At 66.0% G+C, this 17,528-nt stretch carries 15 protein-coding genes; 7 read left to right on the forward strand and 8 right to left on the reverse strand.

Annotated elements, in window-relative coordinates; translation table 11 throughout:
* Positions 1–1,028: 1,028 nt before the first annotated feature.
* Positions 1,029–2,123 (reverse strand): prepilin peptidase, encoded by a 1,095-nt coding sequence (locus FJ386_12815; protein ID MBM3877577.1) that lies wholly within the window; start codon positions 2,121–2,123, stop codon positions 1,029–1,031.
* Positions 2,124–2,228: 105 nt separating this feature from the next.
* A complete protein-coding gene (locus FJ386_12820) occupies positions 2,229–3,164 on the reverse strand; it encodes a shikimate dehydrogenase (GenBank protein MBM3877578.1) in 936 nt (311 codons plus the stop codon).
* Between the two features lie 89 nt (positions 3,165–3,253).
* Between FJ386_12820 and FJ386_12825 the strand changes: the two genes are divergently transcribed.
* Together FJ386_12825 and FJ386_12830 are read left to right on the forward strand one after the other, a co-directional pair.
* Positions 3,254–5,779 (forward strand): S9 family peptidase, encoded by a 2,526-nt coding sequence (locus FJ386_12825; protein MBM3877579.1) that lies wholly within the window; start codon positions 3,254–3,256, stop codon positions 5,777–5,779.
* 109 nt (positions 5,780–5,888) lie between these two features.
* Positions 5,889–7,301, forward strand: a complete 1,413-nt coding sequence (locus FJ386_12830; protein MBM3877580.1) for a Gfo/Idh/MocA family oxidoreductase — start codon at positions 5,889–5,891, stop codon at positions 7,299–7,301.
* Positions 7,302–7,367: 66 nt separating this feature from the next.
* On the opposite strand, the gene FJ386_12835 is transcribed toward FJ386_12830, so the two are convergent.
* Both FJ386_12835 and FJ386_12840 read right to left on the reverse strand, forming a co-directional pair.
* On the reverse strand, positions 7,368–8,390 hold the full coding sequence (locus tag FJ386_12835; protein ID MBM3877581.1) for an FAD:protein FMN transferase: 1,023 nt from the start codon (positions 8,388–8,390) through the stop codon (positions 7,368–7,370).
* Positions 8,387–9,472, reverse strand: a complete 1,086-nt coding sequence (locus FJ386_12840; protein ID MBM3877582.1) for a low specificity L-threonine aldolase — start codon at positions 9,470–9,472, stop codon at positions 8,387–8,389. Before FJ386_12840 ends, FJ386_12835 begins: the two co-directional genes overlap by 4 nt.
* Before the next feature lie 134 nt (positions 9,473–9,606).
* Here FJ386_12840 and FJ386_12845 point away from each other — a divergent pair, with 134 nt between their 5' ends.
* The 3 genes from FJ386_12845 to FJ386_12855 all read left to right on the forward strand — a co-directional run bounded on the left by FJ386_12845 (position 9,607) and on the right by FJ386_12855 (position 12,002).
* The gene (locus FJ386_12845) at positions 9,607–10,473 is read left to right on the forward strand and encodes a DUF2167 domain-containing protein (protein MBM3877583.1); all 867 of its coding nucleotides are present in this window, start codon (positions 9,607–9,609) and stop codon (positions 10,471–10,473) included.
* Between the two features lie 79 nt (positions 10,474–10,552).
* Positions 10,553–11,743: a hypothetical protein gene (locus tag FJ386_12850; GenBank protein ID MBM3877584.1), complete on the forward strand. Its 1,191-nt coding sequence runs from the start codon at positions 10,553–10,555 to the stop codon at positions 11,741–11,743.
* A gap of 31 nt (positions 11,744–11,774) precedes the next feature.
* A complete protein-coding gene (locus FJ386_12855) occupies positions 11,775–12,002 on the forward strand; it encodes a zinc ribbon domain-containing protein (protein ID MBM3877585.1) in 228 nt (75 codons plus the stop codon).
* A 10-nt stretch (positions 12,003–12,012) separates the two neighbouring features.
* Here the strand turns inward: FJ386_12855 and FJ386_12860 are convergent, their stop codons facing one another.
* Genes FJ386_12860 through FJ386_12870 form a run of 3 tightly spaced genes read right to left on the reverse strand, consistent with a single transcriptional unit; the run spans position 12,013 to position 14,194 of the window.
* The gene (locus FJ386_12860; GenBank protein ID MBM3877586.1) at positions 12,013–12,471 is read right to left on the reverse strand and encodes a hypothetical protein; all 459 of its coding nucleotides are present in this window, start codon (positions 12,469–12,471) and stop codon (positions 12,013–12,015) included.
* Between the two features lie 15 nt (positions 12,472–12,486).
* Positions 12,487–13,119, reverse strand: coding sequence for a sigma-70 family RNA polymerase sigma factor (locus FJ386_12865; GenBank protein ID MBM3877587.1), 633 nt, complete (start codon positions 13,117–13,119; stop codon positions 12,487–12,489).
* Between the two features lie 22 nt (positions 13,120–13,141).
* On the reverse strand, positions 13,142–14,194 hold the full coding sequence (locus FJ386_12870) for a polyprenyl synthetase family protein (protein ID MBM3877588.1): 1,053 nt from the start codon (positions 14,192–14,194) through the stop codon (positions 13,142–13,144).
* Between the two features lie 203 nt (positions 14,195–14,397).
* On the opposite strand from FJ386_12870, the gene nadB reads away from it, so the two are divergent.
* Positions 14,398–15,999, forward strand: a complete 1,602-nt coding sequence (gene nadB, locus FJ386_12875) for an L-aspartate oxidase (GenBank protein ID MBM3877589.1) — start codon at positions 14,398–14,400, stop codon at positions 15,997–15,999.
* Here nadB and FJ386_12880 read toward each other — a convergent pair.
* Entirely contained in the window at positions 15,996–16,232 is a 237-nt protein-coding gene (locus FJ386_12880) for a hypothetical protein (GenBank protein ID MBM3877590.1), read from the reverse strand. The two genes, nadB and FJ386_12880, sit on opposite strands and share 4 nt — an antisense overlap.
* Positions 16,233–16,278: 46 nt before the next feature.
* Between FJ386_12880 and FJ386_12885 the strand changes: the two genes are divergently transcribed.
* Positions 16,279–17,343, forward strand: a complete 1,065-nt coding sequence (locus tag FJ386_12885; GenBank protein ID MBM3877591.1) for a DUF4339 domain-containing protein — start codon at positions 16,279–16,281, stop codon at positions 17,341–17,343.
* Positions 17,344–17,528: the final 185 nt, after the last annotated feature.

The following is a 17,528-nucleotide window of genomic DNA, read 5'->3' on the forward strand; positions in this document are numbered from 1 at the left end:
CGAATGTTCCTGTGGTCACAAACGCGATGTATGGGATTCCGGCGGCATCCGCTACAAGGCGGCAGGGGAACCCAGGCGACTCGGCTACTGCCCCGCCTGCCGCAGGTCCACGATGCAAAGGATTCGTAAGAAGACGGAAGCCGAGAAGCGAGAGATACCTTGATGAAGTGGCCGAACAAGATCACTGGAGCGAACGCGGGCGGGTTGCGTCAGTTTCCAATTCAAGACGCCTCTGGCCGCCCGCGTCGGTCCGTTCTGGCGTCAGGCCGCTTCGCAGCACATGACTAATCGAACTCTGGCACAAACTGCAGTGACTCTCACGTTGGCGTCCATTGTATTTACGCTCAGTGTGTGGGGTTGGATTCTCACTCGCCCCGCGGGCACATTCCATGACCAAGGCGGCTTGGCCATCACGATATTCTATTTTCCTGCCACGTTTGGCGCTTGGCTCGTGTGTGGGTTGACATCGATTGCACTCCGTCGCCGAAGAACCGAAGCCGAATCCGAAGTTGATCTTGCTCGGGCCGGAAACTTGCGCGGGCTAGTATTTGGCTTGATTGCATTGGGGTTACTCTTATCGATTGGCACATTGTTCATCGCATGACAACGCGGCCTAACCATTCGCTGCATCTAACGGCTTCTCCGCGGTGCGTTCGGGCGGCGGAGCGGGTTCTTGGGCGTCCTCGGTATTCTGACTGACGCCGGGGCGCTTTGGTGGCTGTTGCAGGGCAGGGTGGAGCGGTTTCCGCAACTGCGGGAGGGATCGAGTGCCCGTTCAGGGCCGGTTTGAGGCTCAGAGTGCCGTTTTTGTATCGCACATCCTGCAAGGCGTGACGAACAGGAGTCGGGGTAACGGGAACTTCTGGATATCTGCCTCGCATGGCTGGTGTGCTGGCGCGCACAGCAATCGCCTTACAAGAAGGAAAGCAACACGGTGAAGATCACGCGGCGGGCCAGCTAGGCGCATTGCTGTGGGGAGGGGAGCGACGGGCTTGGATGCGGCATGCGGCATGCGGATCGTGGGGCGATCACTCGCGGACGAGCCATTCGAGGATGTGCCCGCGGACGAAGATCCACACGACGGCGGCGAGTGCGATGTAGGGGCCGTAGGGCAGTTTGCTGGACCATTCCTGGCGGCGCAGGAGGATGAGCGTCACGCCCACGATGGAGCCGATGACGGAGCTGAGCATCAGGCAGAAGATCACGGCCTTGGGGCCGAGGAACGCTCCGATGGCGGCCATGAACTTCACGTCGCCAAAGCCCATCGCCTCGCGCGGCAGTTCGACTTGCCCCGTGGTCGCCTCGAGGTGGAGCACGGTCTCGGGGTCGAAGGTGTCCGCGCCGATGTGCAGCCGGTCCTGCCGCAGGGCGACGTCCACGTTCCAGTAGCAGCGGTCCACCATTTCGAGGGTGCGGGCGCGGAAGCGGACGGCGTCGCTTTTGCGGTAGAAGAGTTCCTCGTAGGGGACTTCTTGGGCGGGCAGGTGCAGGGAGGATTCGCCGAAGAGGATGCGCTGGTCGCCCTGCCAGCCGATGTGTTGCCGGCCGAAGAAGAGTTTTCCGAGGCGCAGGATGGCGTAGATGATGCCGGCGCCGACGCCGATGCCGAGGGCGCTGCTTTTCATGGCCTCGGCGGTGTGTTCGAGCATGTGCATGCCGGGGACGAAGGCGGAGAGGATGAACCCGGCGGCCATGCCGCCGAAGGTGATTTCGTCGGGGATGATATAGTGCTCGAAGTCGATGAAGGTGGCGGCGATGAGGCCGGCGATGAGCACGCTGGAGACGACGGCGATCCACGGCGCGGCGGGGCCGAAAGCGATCCAGGTGGCGGCGAAGAGGACGGCGGTGAGGAGTTCGACGAGCATGTAGCGGGCGCTGATGGGGGACTGGCAATTGGCGCATCGGCCGCCGAGCGCGAGCCAGGACCACAGCGGGATGTTCTGGTGCCACGGGATCGCGTAACCGCAGCCGGGGCAGTGCGAGCCGGGGAACACGAGGCTTTCGCCCCGGGGCATCCGGTGGATGCAGACGTTGAGGAAGCTGCCGACGATCGCGCCGAAGACGAAGAACACGGCGGCCCAGAAGGGCTTGGGCAACGCGACGAATGGGCTGGCGTCAGTCACGGGGAAACGCGGGACGCGGCTTGCGAATGGCGCATCGCGGAGAGTTCAAGGGCGCGTGTGCCGGGCAGCCCCGTGCCGCCTTGCGCGAGCGGGAATGTCCGCAGGTCAGCTTCCATACACCTGTTCCTTGAGCGCGCGGCGCATGGGGTCCAGCGGGGAGGGGCGGCCGGTCCAGATTTCGAGGGCGCGAGCGCCTTGGTGGAGGAGCATGCCGAAGCCGTTGGCGACGCGGCAGCCGGCGGCCTTGGCGGCGGCGAGCAGGGGCGTCTCGGCGGGGGTGTAAATCATGTCGTAAACGGCGCGCGCGCGCGACACGCGGAATGTTGTGACGTCGAGCGGCATGGCGTCCACCATCCGCAGGCCGAGGGAGGTGGCGTTGATGAGGAGGTCCACGGGGCCGGGCGGGTAACCGGTGGCGACGGTGGTCTGCGGAAAACGCTGGCGGATTTCGGCGGCGAGTTCCTCGGCCTTGGATGCGGTGCGGTTGGCGATGAAGAGCTCGGCGGCGCCGTCGGCGGCGAGTTTCACGGCGGCGGCGCGGCCCGCGCCACCGGCGCCGAGCAGGAGCACGCGGGAGCCGCGGGGTTCGCAGTGGAGGTCTTCCTTCAAGGAACGGGTGAGCGCGTCGGCGTCGGTGTTGAAGCCGTGGCTGCGCAGCGTGGTGAGGTCATCGGCGGCGACTTCGGACAACGACATCCAGCGGCCATCAGCGCCGAGCGCCTCGAAGCGGATGGTGTTGACCGCGCCCCACATCTTGGCGGATTCGTCGAGCACATCCACCATGCCGAGGGCGAGCAACTTGTGGGGGAGGGTGAGGTTCAGACCGATGAAGCGCATGGCCTTGGCGCCCTCGATGGCGGCGGCGAGGTGGTCGGGATGGACTTCGCAGGCGAGGTAGCGCCAGTTCAAGCCGAGCGCGGCAAGGCCGGCGTTTTGCATCGCGGGCGAGGCCGAGTGGCGCACCGGATGGCCGAAGACCGCGCAGAAACGCGTCGTGGCGCGCAAGGGAGTCAAGAAGGGACCGGCCACGCCGCAGAGCATAAGTCCACGTTCGCCAAACATGAACCGGAAAGTGCGGGGATTTCGCGGGAGAGTGAACGCGCGGCCTGCGCGCGGACCTCATCGCTTGCATGAGCGTGCGGACTCTGCAAGACTCCGAAAGCCAGCACGAAGACGACCGGAACATGATTCCAGCATTGAACTCCTCGCGTCGCGCTCCGCCGCGCGCCTGGCTTTGGCTGGTCCCGGCAGTCTTCGCCGTGTGCGCGCGGGCCGACGAGAAGTATCGTCCGGCACCGGCGCCAATCCCGGCGATTCTGGATTCCCCGGCCCCGCCGATCGTCGCGCTTGGGCCGGGCCGGGATCGCATGCTTTTGTTGCAGCGCGTGCGGCACCCCTCGCTCGTGGAGGTCGCGGCGCCGTGGAAGGGTCTTGCGGGATTGCGCATCAACCCGCTCAACAACGGCCCTGTGGCGACGCACCGCGCGGTCTCGCTCACGCTCAAGACCATCGCCGACGGCCGCGAACGAAAGGTCATCCTGCCGCCCAACTCGCGCCTGTCGCTTCCCGTGTGGTCGCCGGACGGGACGCAGTTTGCCTTCCTGCGATTTGGGACGCGTGAAGTCGAGCTGTGGGCCGGCGAAGTTTCGACGGGCGCCGCGCGGCGGGTCAAAGGTGTGGTTGTGAACGCGGCACACGGCGAATCGTTCCAATGGATGCCGGACAGCCAGCACATCCTCACGCAGACGATCCCGGCCACGCGCGAGAAGACCCCGCCCGCCGAGCCCAAGGTGCCCGCAGGGCCCGCGGTGCAGGAGGCAGCAGGCAAGCTCGCGCCCGTGCGGACGTTCCAGGACCTGCTCGCGAGCGCGCACGACGAGGAACTTTTCCGCTACTTCTGCACCGCGCAGCTCGCCGTCGTCAACGTGAAGACCGCGGCGATCACGCCGCTCGGCAAGCCGGGGATTTACAGCTCGTTCGAGCCGTCGCCCGACGGCCAGCACGTGCTGGTGTCGCGCTTGCGCAGACCGTTCTCGTATCAACTCCCGGCGTCGGCGTTCCCGCGTTCGGTCGAAGTGTGGGACCGGACCGGGCGCCTCGAGCACCTGCTGGCGAACCTCCCGCTTGCGGAGGAAGTGCCCATCGGTGGCGTGCTGCCCGGTCCCCGGCATTACCACTGGCGGCCGACCGCGCCCGCGACGCTCGTATGGGTCGAAGCGCTCGACGGCGGCGACCCGCGCAAGCGCGTGCCGCATCGCGACCGCGTGCTGGCGTTGAAGGCGCCGTTCACCGCAGACCCGGCAGAACTCGCAAAAACCGAGACGCGCTTCAACGGCCTGATTTGGGGGCAGCGGAACTACGTGGCGTTGCTGCGCGAATACTCCGCGTCGCGCCGTTGGACGAAGACCTGGCTGCTCAATCCCGACGATCCCGACGAGGAACCGCGGCTGCTCTGGAACCTCTCCTCGCAGGATCGCTACAAGGATCCCGGCTCGCCGTTGCTCCGGCCACTGCCCTCGGGCCACCGTGTGATGCGCGTCCACGAGAACTGCATTTACCTGATCGGCTCCGGTGCATCGCCCGAGGGCGAGCGCCCGTTCCTCGACCGACTCGACCTCAAGAGCCTGCAAACCGAGCGGCTGTTCCAGTGCGACGACTTGCACCACGAAACCGTGGTGGCGCTCGTGGCGGACGATGCCTCGAAGGTCATCACGCGCCGCGAGTCGCCGGGGAACCCGCCGAACTATTTTCTGCGGACTCTTCCCGGCACGAACGCGCTCGCGCTGACCGCGTTTCCTGATCCCGCCCCGCAGTTGCGGGGTATCCGCAAGCAGATCGTCACCTATCAACGGGCGGACGGCGTGCCGCTGTCCTTCACGCTCTACCTGCCGCCGGATTACAAGCCCGGCACGCGCATGCCCACCGTGGTGTGGGCGTATCCGCGCGAGTTCAGCGACGCCGACACGGCTGGACAGGTCTCCGGCACGGCCAATCGCTTCACCACGTTCAGCGGCATCTCGCATCTCTTCCTGCTCACGCAAGGCTATGTGGTGCTCGACGGCGTCTCGATGCCGGTCGTCGGGAAGGACAAAACGGCGAATGACACGTTCGTCGAGCAGGTCGTGGCCAGCGCCAAGGCCGCCGTGGACAAGGCGGTCGAACTCGGCGTCACCGACCCCGACCGCATCGGCGTCGGCGGGCACAGTTACGGCGCGTTCATGACGGCGAACCTGCTGGCGCACTCGGACCTCTTCCGCGCGGGCATCGCGCGCAGCGGCGCCTACAACCGCACGCTCACGCCGTTCGGATTCCAGAACGAGCGCCGCACACTTTGGGAATCGCCGGAAGTTTACCTGAAGATGTCACCCTTCATGCACGCCGACAAAGTCAACGAACCGCTGCTGCTCATCCACGGGCAGGATGACAACAATCCCGGCACCTTCCCCGTGCAGAGCGAGCGACTCTTCCAAGCCGTGAAAGGCCACGGCGGGGTCGCGCGGCTTGTCCTGCTCCCGTTCGAATCGCACAACTACGAGGCGCGCGAATCGGTCGAGCACACCCTTGCGGAGATGACCGCGTGGTTCGACAAGCACGTGAAGAACGCCGCGCCGAGGGCACCCGCCGCAACGGAGCCCACGCCGGGGCGGATTGACTGATGCGTTTCGAGCGGCCTCGCCGCCGCGCTGGACAAGCCGCCGTTCCGCATTAGACTGCGCCCGTTTCCGGAAGCACACCACACATCGAACGCCCAACCCGAACCCGAACATGAGCCACATCATCCTTCCTCAACCGGCCGCGCCACTGACACGCCGCGGGTTTCTGAAATCCACCTCCGCCGCCGCGGGCGCCGCCGCCCTCACCACAATGCCCGTCGAGCGCTTCGCCCACGCGGCATCGCCGGGTGACACCATCAAGGTCGCCCTCATCGGCATGGGCGGGCGCGGGTCCGGCGCGGCCGACCAGGCCTTGAGGACCGGCGAGAGCGTCAAGCTCGTCGCCGTGGCGGACGTTCACGAGGACCGCATGAAGGGCAGCCTTGCCGGCCTCCAACGCAGCCACAAGGACAAGGTCCAGGTGAAGGACGAGAACCAGTTCCTCGGCTTCGACGCCTACAAGAAAGCCATCGCGCTTGCCGACCTCGTCATTCTCGCGACGCCGCCGGGATTTCGCCCGATGCAATTCGAGGAGGCCGTCCGGCAGGGCAAGCACGTCTTCATGGAGAAGCCCGTGTGCGTGGACGCGCCCGGCTTTCGAAAGGTCATGGCCGCCGCGCAGGAGGCGAAGCAGAAAAAACTCAAGGTCGGCGTCGGCCTGCAGCGGCATCACCAACTTGGCTACCTCGAGACGATGAAGCGCCTTCACGACGGCCAGATTGGCGACATTGTCGCCATGCGCGCCTACTGGAACGGCAACACGCCGTGGGTCAAGCCCCGCAGCGTCAGGATCGGCAACGACCGGCCCCTCGAGGAAATCTACGGCCGCAAGCTCACTGAAATGGAATATCAACTCCGCAACTGGTATTACTTCGTGTGGCTTTGCGGCGACCACATCTGCGAGCAGCACATCCACAACCTCGACGTCATCAACTGGGTCAAGAAGGGCCACCCCGTCCGCGCCCGCGGCAACGGCGGTTGCGAAACGCGCAAGGGCAAGGACTACGGCGAGATCTTCGACCACCACGTCGTCGAGTATTTCTACGAGGATGGCTCGGTGTGCTTCAGCCAGTGCCGCCACCAATTGGGTTGCTGGAACGAAGTCGGCGAATACGCCATCGGCACGAAGGGCCGAAGCGACATCCACCGGCACATCATCCTCGGCCAGAACCCGTGGCGCCATCAGGGCGGCGGCAAGGACGCCTACCAGCAGGAGCACGACGACCTCTTCGACGCGATTCGAAACGACAAGCCCTTCAACGAAGCCGAATACGGGGCCGTCAGCTCGATGACCGCCGTGCTCGGCCGCATGGCCACCTACTCTGGCAAGGAAATCACGTGGGACGCGGCCGTCGCTTCGGACATCGACACGATGGTGCCCGGCATCGACAAGGTGTCGTTCGCCGACGCGCTCAAGTTGAACCCGCCCACGATGCCCCTGCCCGAAGGCGGCTACCCGTTGCCCGTGCCCGGCCGGACGGATGTGTTGCGCGCCCCCAAGCCCGCGGCGACGAAGTCGGCGTAGCGTCTGGCTGCCCCCGAAGTCTCGTGGAACAAGCCCGCGTTCCGGAAGGAGCGCGGGCTTTTCCTCTCACTTCCACGCGCGATACCTCGCGAAGCCGGGCGACTCTGCGGTTTCAATGCGGTCCAAGGGCTTCCGCACGATGCGCGCCTCCGCGCCGGAAGTTCGCGCGACCAGCTTCAATCCCGCCACCGGCCCGAGCACGCTGACGGCGGTCGAGAGACTGTCCGCGCGCATTGCATCCGGCGCGATGACAAACACGAGGCTGTGGTCCGTGAGCCCGATGCCCGTGCGCGGGTCCACGATGTGCGAATAGCGCCTCCCGCTGATTTCGACGTGCTGGAACAAATCGCCCGACGTCGCAAAACCGCAGTCTTCCAGTTCGATGAACTCCGTCGCGGGCGCGCCCGGGGCGTCATGCGCGGCAAGTTCCACCCGCCACCCGCTCCGGCCCGGCGGGGCGTCGCCCACCGCCATGTCACCGCCGCCCGAGACGAGCGCGCGAGTCACGCCGTGCGCGCGCAACGCCTTCATCGCCTCATCGGCCGCAAACCCCTTGGCGATGCCGCCGAGGTCGAGCCGCATGCCGGGCGTCACAAGCCGGGCGCCGCGCGGCTTGTCCGCGAGCGAGAGTTTTGCAAAGCCCGTGGCGCGGCGCGCCTCTTCGAGCTTGGCGGGTTCGGGCAAGGCTCGCTGGCGCCGCGCCCGTCGCCAGAGGTGCACGAGCGGTCCGCACGTCACGTCGAACGCGCCATCACTCGCCCGCGCCACGCGCTGCGCGCGGTCGAGCACGCGCCACAAATCCTCGCTGATCCTCACCAATGTCCCCGAGCCGCTGCTGCGCGACAGCCGCGAGAGCTCGCTGTCCTCCTCGTAATCGCTCAGGGCCGCGTTGATCTGCGCGATGCGGTCGAAGGCGGCCCGGACGGCCGTGAGCGCGTGCGGCTCGTCGCTCGCATACAGGACGATGCGGAACGGCACGCCCATCTGCGGCTGCTCATACTCGTGGCGCACCAGCCGCGGTGATTGGCTGGCGAAGCAAGCACCCGCGCCGCCCGCGCCGAGGAGTGCGATGAAGGCGCGGCGTCTCACAGTTTGCGATGGTCGGTCGACACCGCGGGGATGTCCGGCGGCGCCTCGAGGAGCAGGCGCTTCAAATCGGACACGAAGTCGCGCACGTCCTGCTCCGTGGTGTCCCACGCGCACATGAGCCGGCAACCGCCTTGTCCGATGAAGGTGTAGAATTTCCAACCCGCCTTGCGCAGCGCGGCGATGACGAACGGCGGCAGGTCGGCGAAGACCGCGTTGGCCTGGCGCGGAAAGAGAATCCTCACCTCGGCAATCGGCGCGAGCAGGTCGTGCAGCAGCGCGGCCATCGCGTTTGCATGCGCGGCGTGACGCAGCCATGCGCCGTCCTCGAGCATCCCGACCCACGGCGCGGAGAGGAAGCGCATCTTCGAGCACAGTTGCCCGGCTTGCTTGCAACGCCACTCAAACTCATGCGCGAGTTCGCGGTTGAAGAACACCACGGCGTCGCCGACCGCCGTGCCGTTCTTCGTGCCGCCGAAGCACAAAACGTCCACGCCGGATTGCCACGTGATTTCCTTCGGCTGGCAGCCGAGCGACGCAACCGCGTTCGCGAAGCGCGCGCCGTCCATGTGCAGCTTGAGCCCGTGGTGCTTTGTCTTTGCCCAGATGGCCTTCAGTTCGTCGGGCGTGTAGACCGTGCCCAGTTCCGTCGCCTGCGTCACGCTCACGGCGCGGGGCTTCGGGTAATGGATGTCCGTGCGCTTCGTCACCATCCGCTCGATGCCGGCGGGGTCCATCTTGCCGCCCGCGCCGGGGACCTGCAGGACCTTCATCCCGTTCGAGAAAAACTCCGGTGCGCCGCACTCGTCGGTCTCCACATGCGCGGTCTCGTGGCAAAGGATGCTGTGGAAGGACTGCCCCATGGACGCGAGCGAGAGGGAGTTGGCGGCCGTGCCGTTGAACACGAAGAAGACTTCGCACGCCATGTCGAACACGCCGCGGATGAGGTCGCTTGCTTTCGCCGTCCAGTAATCGTCGCCGTAACTCTGCGTGTGGCCGCGGTTGGCGTGGTCGAGCGAGCGCCAAGCCTCGGGGCAGATGCCGGCGTAGTTGTCGCTGCCGAAGTGGCGCGGGCGGTCCGTCACGCGGCAAGGGTAAGGGTGTTCCCGCAGCGAAGGGAAGCCTCTTGGCGCAGGCGCGGCGGCTTGACGCGGCCGGTGGCTTCGGGTTTAACCACTCGCGTCCGCGATGCTGCCGTGCGGATGCTTCCAAAGGAACCATGACCACACTCCCACGACTCGCCGCCGTGCTTTGCACGCTGGCCATCGCCCCCCTGCCGCTGCGCGCCGCCGAGAAGGAGGACTCGCGCTTTACGAAAGGCCCGGCGAAGGTGCCGCTCAAGGATTACGCCGACGTGCAGGTGCCCGCGGGCTACCGCTTCGCCGACGGCGCGATGGTGCAGGAGATGATGCGCAGCAGCGGCGAGCCCGTGTCCGGCCGCGAGCTCGGTGCGATCTTCAGCGAGGCCGCGAAGTGGTTCGTGGTCTTTCTTTTTGACGAGGTGGGCTACGTCAAGGACGACGAGAAAAATCAGCTCGACGCCGACAAGCTGCTCAAGACCATCAAATCCAACAACGATGCCGGCAACGAATACCGCAAGAAGAACGGCGTCGCGCCGCTGAACATCATCGGCTGGGAGAAACAGCCCGCTTACGACGAGAAATCCCACAACCTCGAGTGGGCCATCCGCGCCGAGAGCGAGGGACGGCTCATCCTCAACTACAACGTGCGCGTGCTCGGACGCAAGGGCGTGATGGAAGTGATCCTCGTCGTCCCCCCGGAGCAACTCACCATCACGCTGCCCGCGTTTCGCACATTGCTCGAAGGCCACCAGTTCAAGCAGGGACAGCGATACGCCGAATACAAGTCCGGCGACAAGGTTGCCCAATACGGGCTCGCCGCGCTCGTCACCGGTGCGGGTGCCGCGGTCGCCGCCAAGCTCGGCTTCTTCGGCTGGCTTGCGCTCATGTTCAAGAAAGTGTGGAAACTCGTCGTGGTGGTCGTCGTTGCCATCGGCGCGTTCATCAAGCGGATCATTTTCGGCCGCGAACGAGAACTCGCGCCGCCGCCGCCGGGCAGCGCGTAGGTTTTGGGCGCCGGGTTGCGCGCATCGTGCCATCCTCCGACTCGCATCGCGCCGGGCGGAAGTTCCACGCTCCTTCACGATGAGCGAACAGCAAACACTTCTGCTCGTCCTCGCCCTGATTTACGGCGGCGAGTGCGCCTTCTGGCTCGGTCGCAACGATGTCCTTTTCTCCGCGTGGGTCGGCAAGGCATGGCGGTTTGGTGTCGGCGGCCCGCTGCTCCCGAACGACCGCGGTGGATTTCGCCTCGCGCCAATCCTGCCACCGCTCGGCACTTCGCTCGTGGCGCGGGTGATGCCGCTTTCGCTATCGCCCGACGGCGCGCTCGCGTGGACCGGCGTCAGCCTGCACCCGGACGGCCGGCCGCCGCAGCCGGGTGGTTTCGCGCGATTCGAGGACATGACGTTGATTGAGCGCGAGGGCCGAAAAGTTTTCCTCAACGGCGCGCTCTTCCTCAAGGCTCCCACCTCGCACCACGCCACGCACATCGCCCGCGAGCTGGCCGCGCAGTCGAAGCAGAGCCGCGAACAGCGGGCGGAGGCTCAGCGTGAATGGTTGCGGCGCCACTTCGACGCGGACCTGGTGAAGCGCCGGCTTGAGGAGGCGCGCATCTGGCAGCGCCGGTTGCGCTGCGCCGGGTTGGTGTTGTTCGCATCGCTGTTCGTGGCGTTGCCCGTGGCCATGGCGGTCGTGGGCCTGGCGCATTGCTGGCCCATCGTGCTCGCCGCGCTGCTTGTGCAGACCGGGACGCAGGCATTCCTGTTTGCGCGCGCACACCAATCGCTGTTTGGCGAGCGGCGCGATGCGGACACGTTCACGCACTTGCTCACGATGCTGGTCGCGCCGCCCGCCGCCGTCCGCGCACACGACTGTCTCACGATGAATCTCGGCGGCACCGCCCATCCGCTCGCAGTGGCCCGCGCCGTCTGCGGGCCCGGCGAGTTTCGGGCGCTCGCCGGGCTTGTGTTGCGCGACCTGGTGTATCCGCGGCTCCCTCAATTCTCGTCGAGCGACGAGGCGGCCGTCGCCACTGAAACCCGGTGGCGCGCGGCCTTGCTCGCCGGCGTCGAGAACCTGCTGCGAAACGCGGAGCTCGAACCCGCCGCGTTGCTGGCCGCGCCCGCGCCAAGCGAGCCTTGCAACCGCAGTCATTGCCCGCGTTGTCTCGCGCAATTCATCACCGATTCCGGCCGGTGCGCGGACTGCGGCGGACGCGAGTTGGTGGCGTTTCGAGTGGAGGGCGGCGTCGCGGCGGATGCGCGACGCTCTTGAGCGGGTCAACGCATTCCACTACTGTTGCGCCATGCCCATTTACGAATTTCACTGTGGCGATTGCGAGAAAGACAGCGAAGTGCTCGTGCGCTCGACGCGATGGGATGGCACGCCGTGTCCGCACTGCGGCTCGAAGTCGCTCACGAAGAAGTTCTCCACCTTCGCCTCGTCCAGAGGAGGAGGAGGAGGGGAACCGGCCTGCACCGGCAAGCCAAGCTCGTGCGGGATGTGCGGCACCGGACGCGCGCATGCGCACTGAACCGCGGGGTTTACGGCCGGTTCGTGAGGCTCGCGGGAATCACCGTGCCTTGCGTGCCCTGACCCGGATTCACGAGGAAGCTCGGCGGCGTGCCATTGGAGGGCGGGGGGAAATTGGTCGTGGCGAGGAGGGTCGCCGGGTTTGTCGGCGTGAGCGCGGGGACAGGTTCCTTCTTCTCTTGCGGTTGGGTCGCGAAGCCCGGCGTCGGCTCTGGCTGGATGAGGAAGTTCACCGCGAGCAGCAGCAAGCCCCCGACCGCGAGACCGTAGGTGCCCGCGAGCATGGGACGCGCGTCGAGGCTCTCGACCATCCGGTGCCACCACGAAGGCGCGGCGTCACGTTGGTGTCCCTCGATGCGCGCGCGCACCTGCGCCGGGAACCGCGCGAAGAAGCCCGGCGGCGGCTGCTCGTGGCGTTTCAAGGCCAGCAGCTTCTGCAGTTTGTCGAAGTTCTCGGGTGCGGGATCCATATCCGGTTGCTTAACTCACTTCACGTAATCCGACAGCCACGCCTGCAGTTCCTGCCTCGCGTAAAACAGCCGCGAGCGCACCGTGCCGGGATTGCAGCCCATGATCTCGGCGATCTTGTCGTGCGGCATCCCCTGGATGTCATGCAGGGTCACCACGAGCCTGTGGTCTTCGGACAGCTTCATCAGGGCGGTGTTCAATTTTCCCTTCAACTCCGCCAGCACGGCTTCGCGGCGGGGGTGCCGGTTGGAGATCAACTCCACGAGCAACGGGTCGTTCTCGCCCGCGGCGTCCAGGTCGTTCAGGCTCATGTGGCGCTTGTTCTTGCGGGACTTCAGGAAGTTGATCGTCTTGTTGACCGCAATCCTGTAGAGCCACGTGAAGAAGCTCGAGTTGCCCTTGAATCCTTTCAGCGCCGACCACGCCTTCACGAATGTCTCCTGCGCGAGATCCGCGGCGTCCTCGTGGTTGGACGTCATGTGGTAGATCGTGCCGTAGATGCGCTCCTGATGGCGGCGGATCAACTCGTCGAACGCGTCGAGGTCGCCGCCGCGGGCGCGCTCGATGAGGGCGGGTTCATCGCCGGTTTCGCCGGGAAGTCGAGATGCCCCCTGTTCCTCCGAAGGCTTGTCGGTGCTTGCCGGGATCATGACGCTTCGCCGAGACCCCGGGTCACGGCTTCTTTCCCAACGCCTCGGTCGCCGAGGCGAGGAACTCCGTTAACATCACCAGCGCCACGCGGCTCTCGCTCAGGGACAGGGCGGACAGGTTCGCCTGCGCGTCCGCAAGAAACTGCCCGATCACCGCGCGCGACTCGGCAAGCGAGCCGTATTTCGCCAGCAACTCGAGCACGCGCGGCAAATAGTGCGGGCGCCACGTCATGATCCACTCCTTGAGTTGCTCGCGCTCTGCAGGCTCGGAGCGTTCGAGCACCACGAGCAACGGCAGCGTGAGCTTGCCGCTCGCGAGGTCCGTGCCCAACGACTTGCCTGCCTCGGCTTCCGAGCCGAACACATCGAGGCAGTCGTCATACACCTGATACGCGGTGCCCAGCGCGAGCCCGTAGTTGCGCATTGCCACCCGCTGCGCCTCGGGCACTGCATTGAGCCGCGCGCCGAGGTCGCAGGAGAGCGCGAAGAGCTCGCCCGTCTTCATCGCCACGACCTTGAAGTAATCCGCGCGCGACACCGCGAAATTCAGCCGCCGGTGTGACTGGAGGATTTCCCCCGAGCACACGGTGTTCGTCGCCGCGGATACTTCGCGGCACACGACCGGCGTGGGAAAGCTCGCCGCAAGTTGCAGCGCGCGAGCGAACAGGCAGTCGCCCACGAGCACTGAGATGGAGTTGCCCCAGTTGGCTGCGAGCGTCGGACGGCGCCGGCGGATTTCCGCCGAGTCCATGATGTCGTCGTGCACGAGCGTCGCGAGGTGCACCATCTCGACGATCACGGCCACGGTGGCGTGCGGGTCCGAGAGCCGCCCGGTCGCGCCCGCGGCGAGGGCGACGAGCGCGGGACGGAGCTGCTTCCCTTGGTTCGTGAGCGCGTATCTGGCGTAGGCCGAGATTTCCGGGTCGAACGCCTCGACCTGTTCGCCGAGGCGGCGCGCGACCGAGTCAAGGAACGGCTGCACCGGCTCGACGATTTGCTTCCAAGCGTCGGCGGGTGCCTCGGGTCGGGCGGAAGTAACGGCGCGTTCCACGGTGTTGCTGCGGGCAGCGAACATGCCGCGAGCGTGCCGTGCAGGGGACGGCGAGTCAAACCGGAAGCCGGGAATTGCCGCATGTGGCGTCGCGGGCAATGGCTTCCGCGTCCTTTCCGGCCGATGGGGGCCTTGGGACTCATTCCCGCCCCGCCGCCGCCAATCCGCAGCGCGTCGCTTTGCGCCTTTGCGCCTTCGCGCCTTTGGTTTACACCATTCGCCCACGCATGGCGCGCGCGCTCGATTTTCTCATCCTCGGCAGCGGCATCGCGGGGCTGACCTTCGCGCTCAAGGTCGCGCCGCGCGGGCGCATAGCGATCGTCACCAAGAAGCATCGCGCCGAGTCCAATACCAACTATGCGCAGGGCGGCATCGCGGCCGTCACGAGCAAGGAGGACTCCTTCGAATCGCACGTGCGCGACACGCTCGTCGCGGGCGCGGGCCTGTGCCGCGAACCGGTCGTCCGCACCATCATCGAGGAAGGCCCGGCACGAATCGCCGAACTCATCGATCTGGGCATGAAATTCTCCGAGCGCGCCGCCGCATCCAACGGCGCGCGCGAACTGGACCTCGCCAAGGAAGGCGGCCATTCCAAGCGCCGCATCCTCCACGCAAAGGACGTGACCGGACGGGAAATCGAGCGCGCGCTGCTCGCCGCCGTCGCCGCGCAGCCGAACATCAAGGTCTTCGAAGACCACTTCGCGATCGACCTCATCACCACGCAGAAGCTTGGACAGCCGGGCGCGAACCGCTGCCTCGGCGCCTACGTGCTCGACCGCCGCACCGGCGCGGTAGAGACCTTTGCGGCGAAGACGGTCGTCCTTGCGACGGGCGGCTGCGGCAAGGTTTACCTCTACACGACCAATCCTGACATCGCGACAGGCGACGGCGTGGCGATGGCGTTCCGCGCCGGCGCGCCCGTGGCGAACATGGAGTTCGTGCAGTTCCACCCGACCTGCCTGTATCACCCGAAGGCGAAGTCGTTCCTCATCAGCGAAGCTGTGCGCGGCGAGGGCGGCGTGCTCAAGACGCCCGACGGCGTCGAGTTCATGGGCAAGTATCACCCGCTGAAATCGCTCGCGCCGCGCGACGTGGTGGCGCGCGCGATTGACGCGGAGATGAAGCGCACCGGCGCGGACTTCGTGCTGCTCGACATCACGCACAAGCCCGCGGATTTCCTTGTGCAGCGTTTCCCCAACATCCACCAGACTTGTCTCAAGTTTGGCGTGGATATGACGACGGAACCCATCCCCGTTGTGCCCGCGGCGCATTACCAATGCGGCGGCGTGGTGACAAACGTGGAGGGCGAGACCGGAATCGCAAACCTCTTCGCCGTCGGCGAAGTCGCGTGCACTGGCTTGCACGGCGCGAACCGCCTCGCGAGCAATTCGCTGCTCGAGGCGCTCGTCTGCGCTCACCGGGCGGCGCAGCGCGTCCTCGCGGACCCGCACCCGCCCGCGATGACCGAGATTCCGCCGTGGCAGCCGGGCAAGGCGACCAACGCGGACGAACTTGTTGTCGTCTCGCACAACTGGGATGAAATCCGCCGGCTCATGTGGGACTATGTGGGCATCGTGCGCACCACCAAGCGCCTCCAGCGCGCGAAGGCCCGCATCGCGCTCTTGCAGGACGAAATCCAGCAATACTACTGGAACTTCATCGTCACCTCCGACCTGCTGGAATTGCGCAACATCGCGACCGTCGCCGAACTCATCGTGAACTGCGCGCTTCAGCGTCCCGAGAGCCGCGGCCTGCACTACACCCTCGACTTCCCGAACACGGACGACGCGTGGTCCCAGCGCGACACCGTGCTGCGGAAGTCCAGTTAGCCCGCACCAGTCGGTGCTTGAAGCTGCACCGCATCGCCTTCGTGCTTCTCGCCGGCGCCGCCACGATTCACGCCGCCGATTCGCCCCGCGATGGACGCGGCGGCTTGTGCTTGGTCGTCGTCCTGCTCGCGCTCCTGATCAACCTTGGCGTGATGTCCATCGACTGGCTTGACACCGCCGGCGCCGACCGGATGTTGAGAATGTCCTTTCCAAGCCCGCGCGGGCTCGCTCACAATTCGCCTGTCCAAGATTTCAACCGCAACTCCAACCATTCATTCCATGGACTGGTATTATTCCGAGGCGGGACAACCCAAAGGGCCGGTCACCGAGGAACAAGTTCAAGGACTCGTCCGCGACGGGGTCATTCGTGCCGACACGCTCGTCTGGCGCGAAGGCCTCGCAGCGTGGCAGCCCTACGGCCAGCTCTCAGGAGGGGCGGCTGCGGGCGACTCGGCCGCGAGCCTGGTCACGTGCTCGCAATGCGGCAAATCCGTCCCCGCGGATCAAGTCATCCGCTACGGCGAACAAGCCGTGTGCGCCGAGTGCAAGCCCGCCTTCGCGCAGCGCATCAAGGAGGGACTTGCGCCGACCTCGGGACTTCGCGGCAGTGTCTCGCCCGATGAAATCATCGCGCGCGACTACGATGTGAGCATCGGCGACGCCTTCAGTGCGGGCTGGGAGGCGGTGAAGGGGCAGTTCTGGCCGTGCATTGGCGCGACATGCCTCGTGTATCTCGTGCTGATGGTCGGCAACTTCATCCCCTTCATCGGCGGCATCGTGGCGCTGATCATCCAAGGGCCGCTCATCGGCGGCTTGTATCTCTTTTACATCAAGCGCGTGCGCAATCAGGAGGCCACGATCGGCGACGCCTTCAGCGGGTTCGGTCCGCGGTTCCTGAATCTGATGCTGACGCACGTGGTGACGAGCATCCTCGCCGGCTTGTGCATGATTCCCGGCATCGTGCTCCTCGTTATCGGAGCGGTAGTCGGCGGGCGCGGCGGGCGGATGGACTTCGCCGCAGGCGGTCCGCTCATGATCGTCGGCGGGATCCTGCTGTTCCTGGCGTTCTTCGTTCTAATCTATCTGAGCATCTGCTGGATGTTCGCAATCCCTCTTGTCGCGGACAAGCGCATGGGCTTCTGGCAGGCCATGAGCCTCAGCCGCAAGGTCGTCGGCAAGCACTGGTGGATGTGCTTCGCGCTGATGTTTGTCGGCGGCCTCTTCGCCGGGTTGGGAATTCTTGCCGTGTGCGTTGGTTTCCTCGTCACCATTTCGATCTTCATGGGCATGACGGCCAGCCTTTACAACAAAATCTTCGGCGACATGGCGCCTCAGGACGGTTGAGGTTAGACATGAACGCGCAGCCGCTGTCATGCCCGCGCTGCCAGTCCGCCCTCGCGGGCGGTTTGACCGAACTCTGCGCGCTGCGGCGCTGTCCGGCTTGCAATGCAGAACTTGAGGTTGCCGCGTTTCCCGCTTTGTTCCACCACGGCGAGCAGGGCAGGGCAGGGGAGGCCACGCAAGCCGAG

It is taken from the genome of Verrucomicrobiota bacterium (assembly GCA_016871675.1).
Lineage (GTDB): Bacteria > Verrucomicrobiota > Verrucomicrobiia > Limisphaerales > VHCN01 > VHCN01.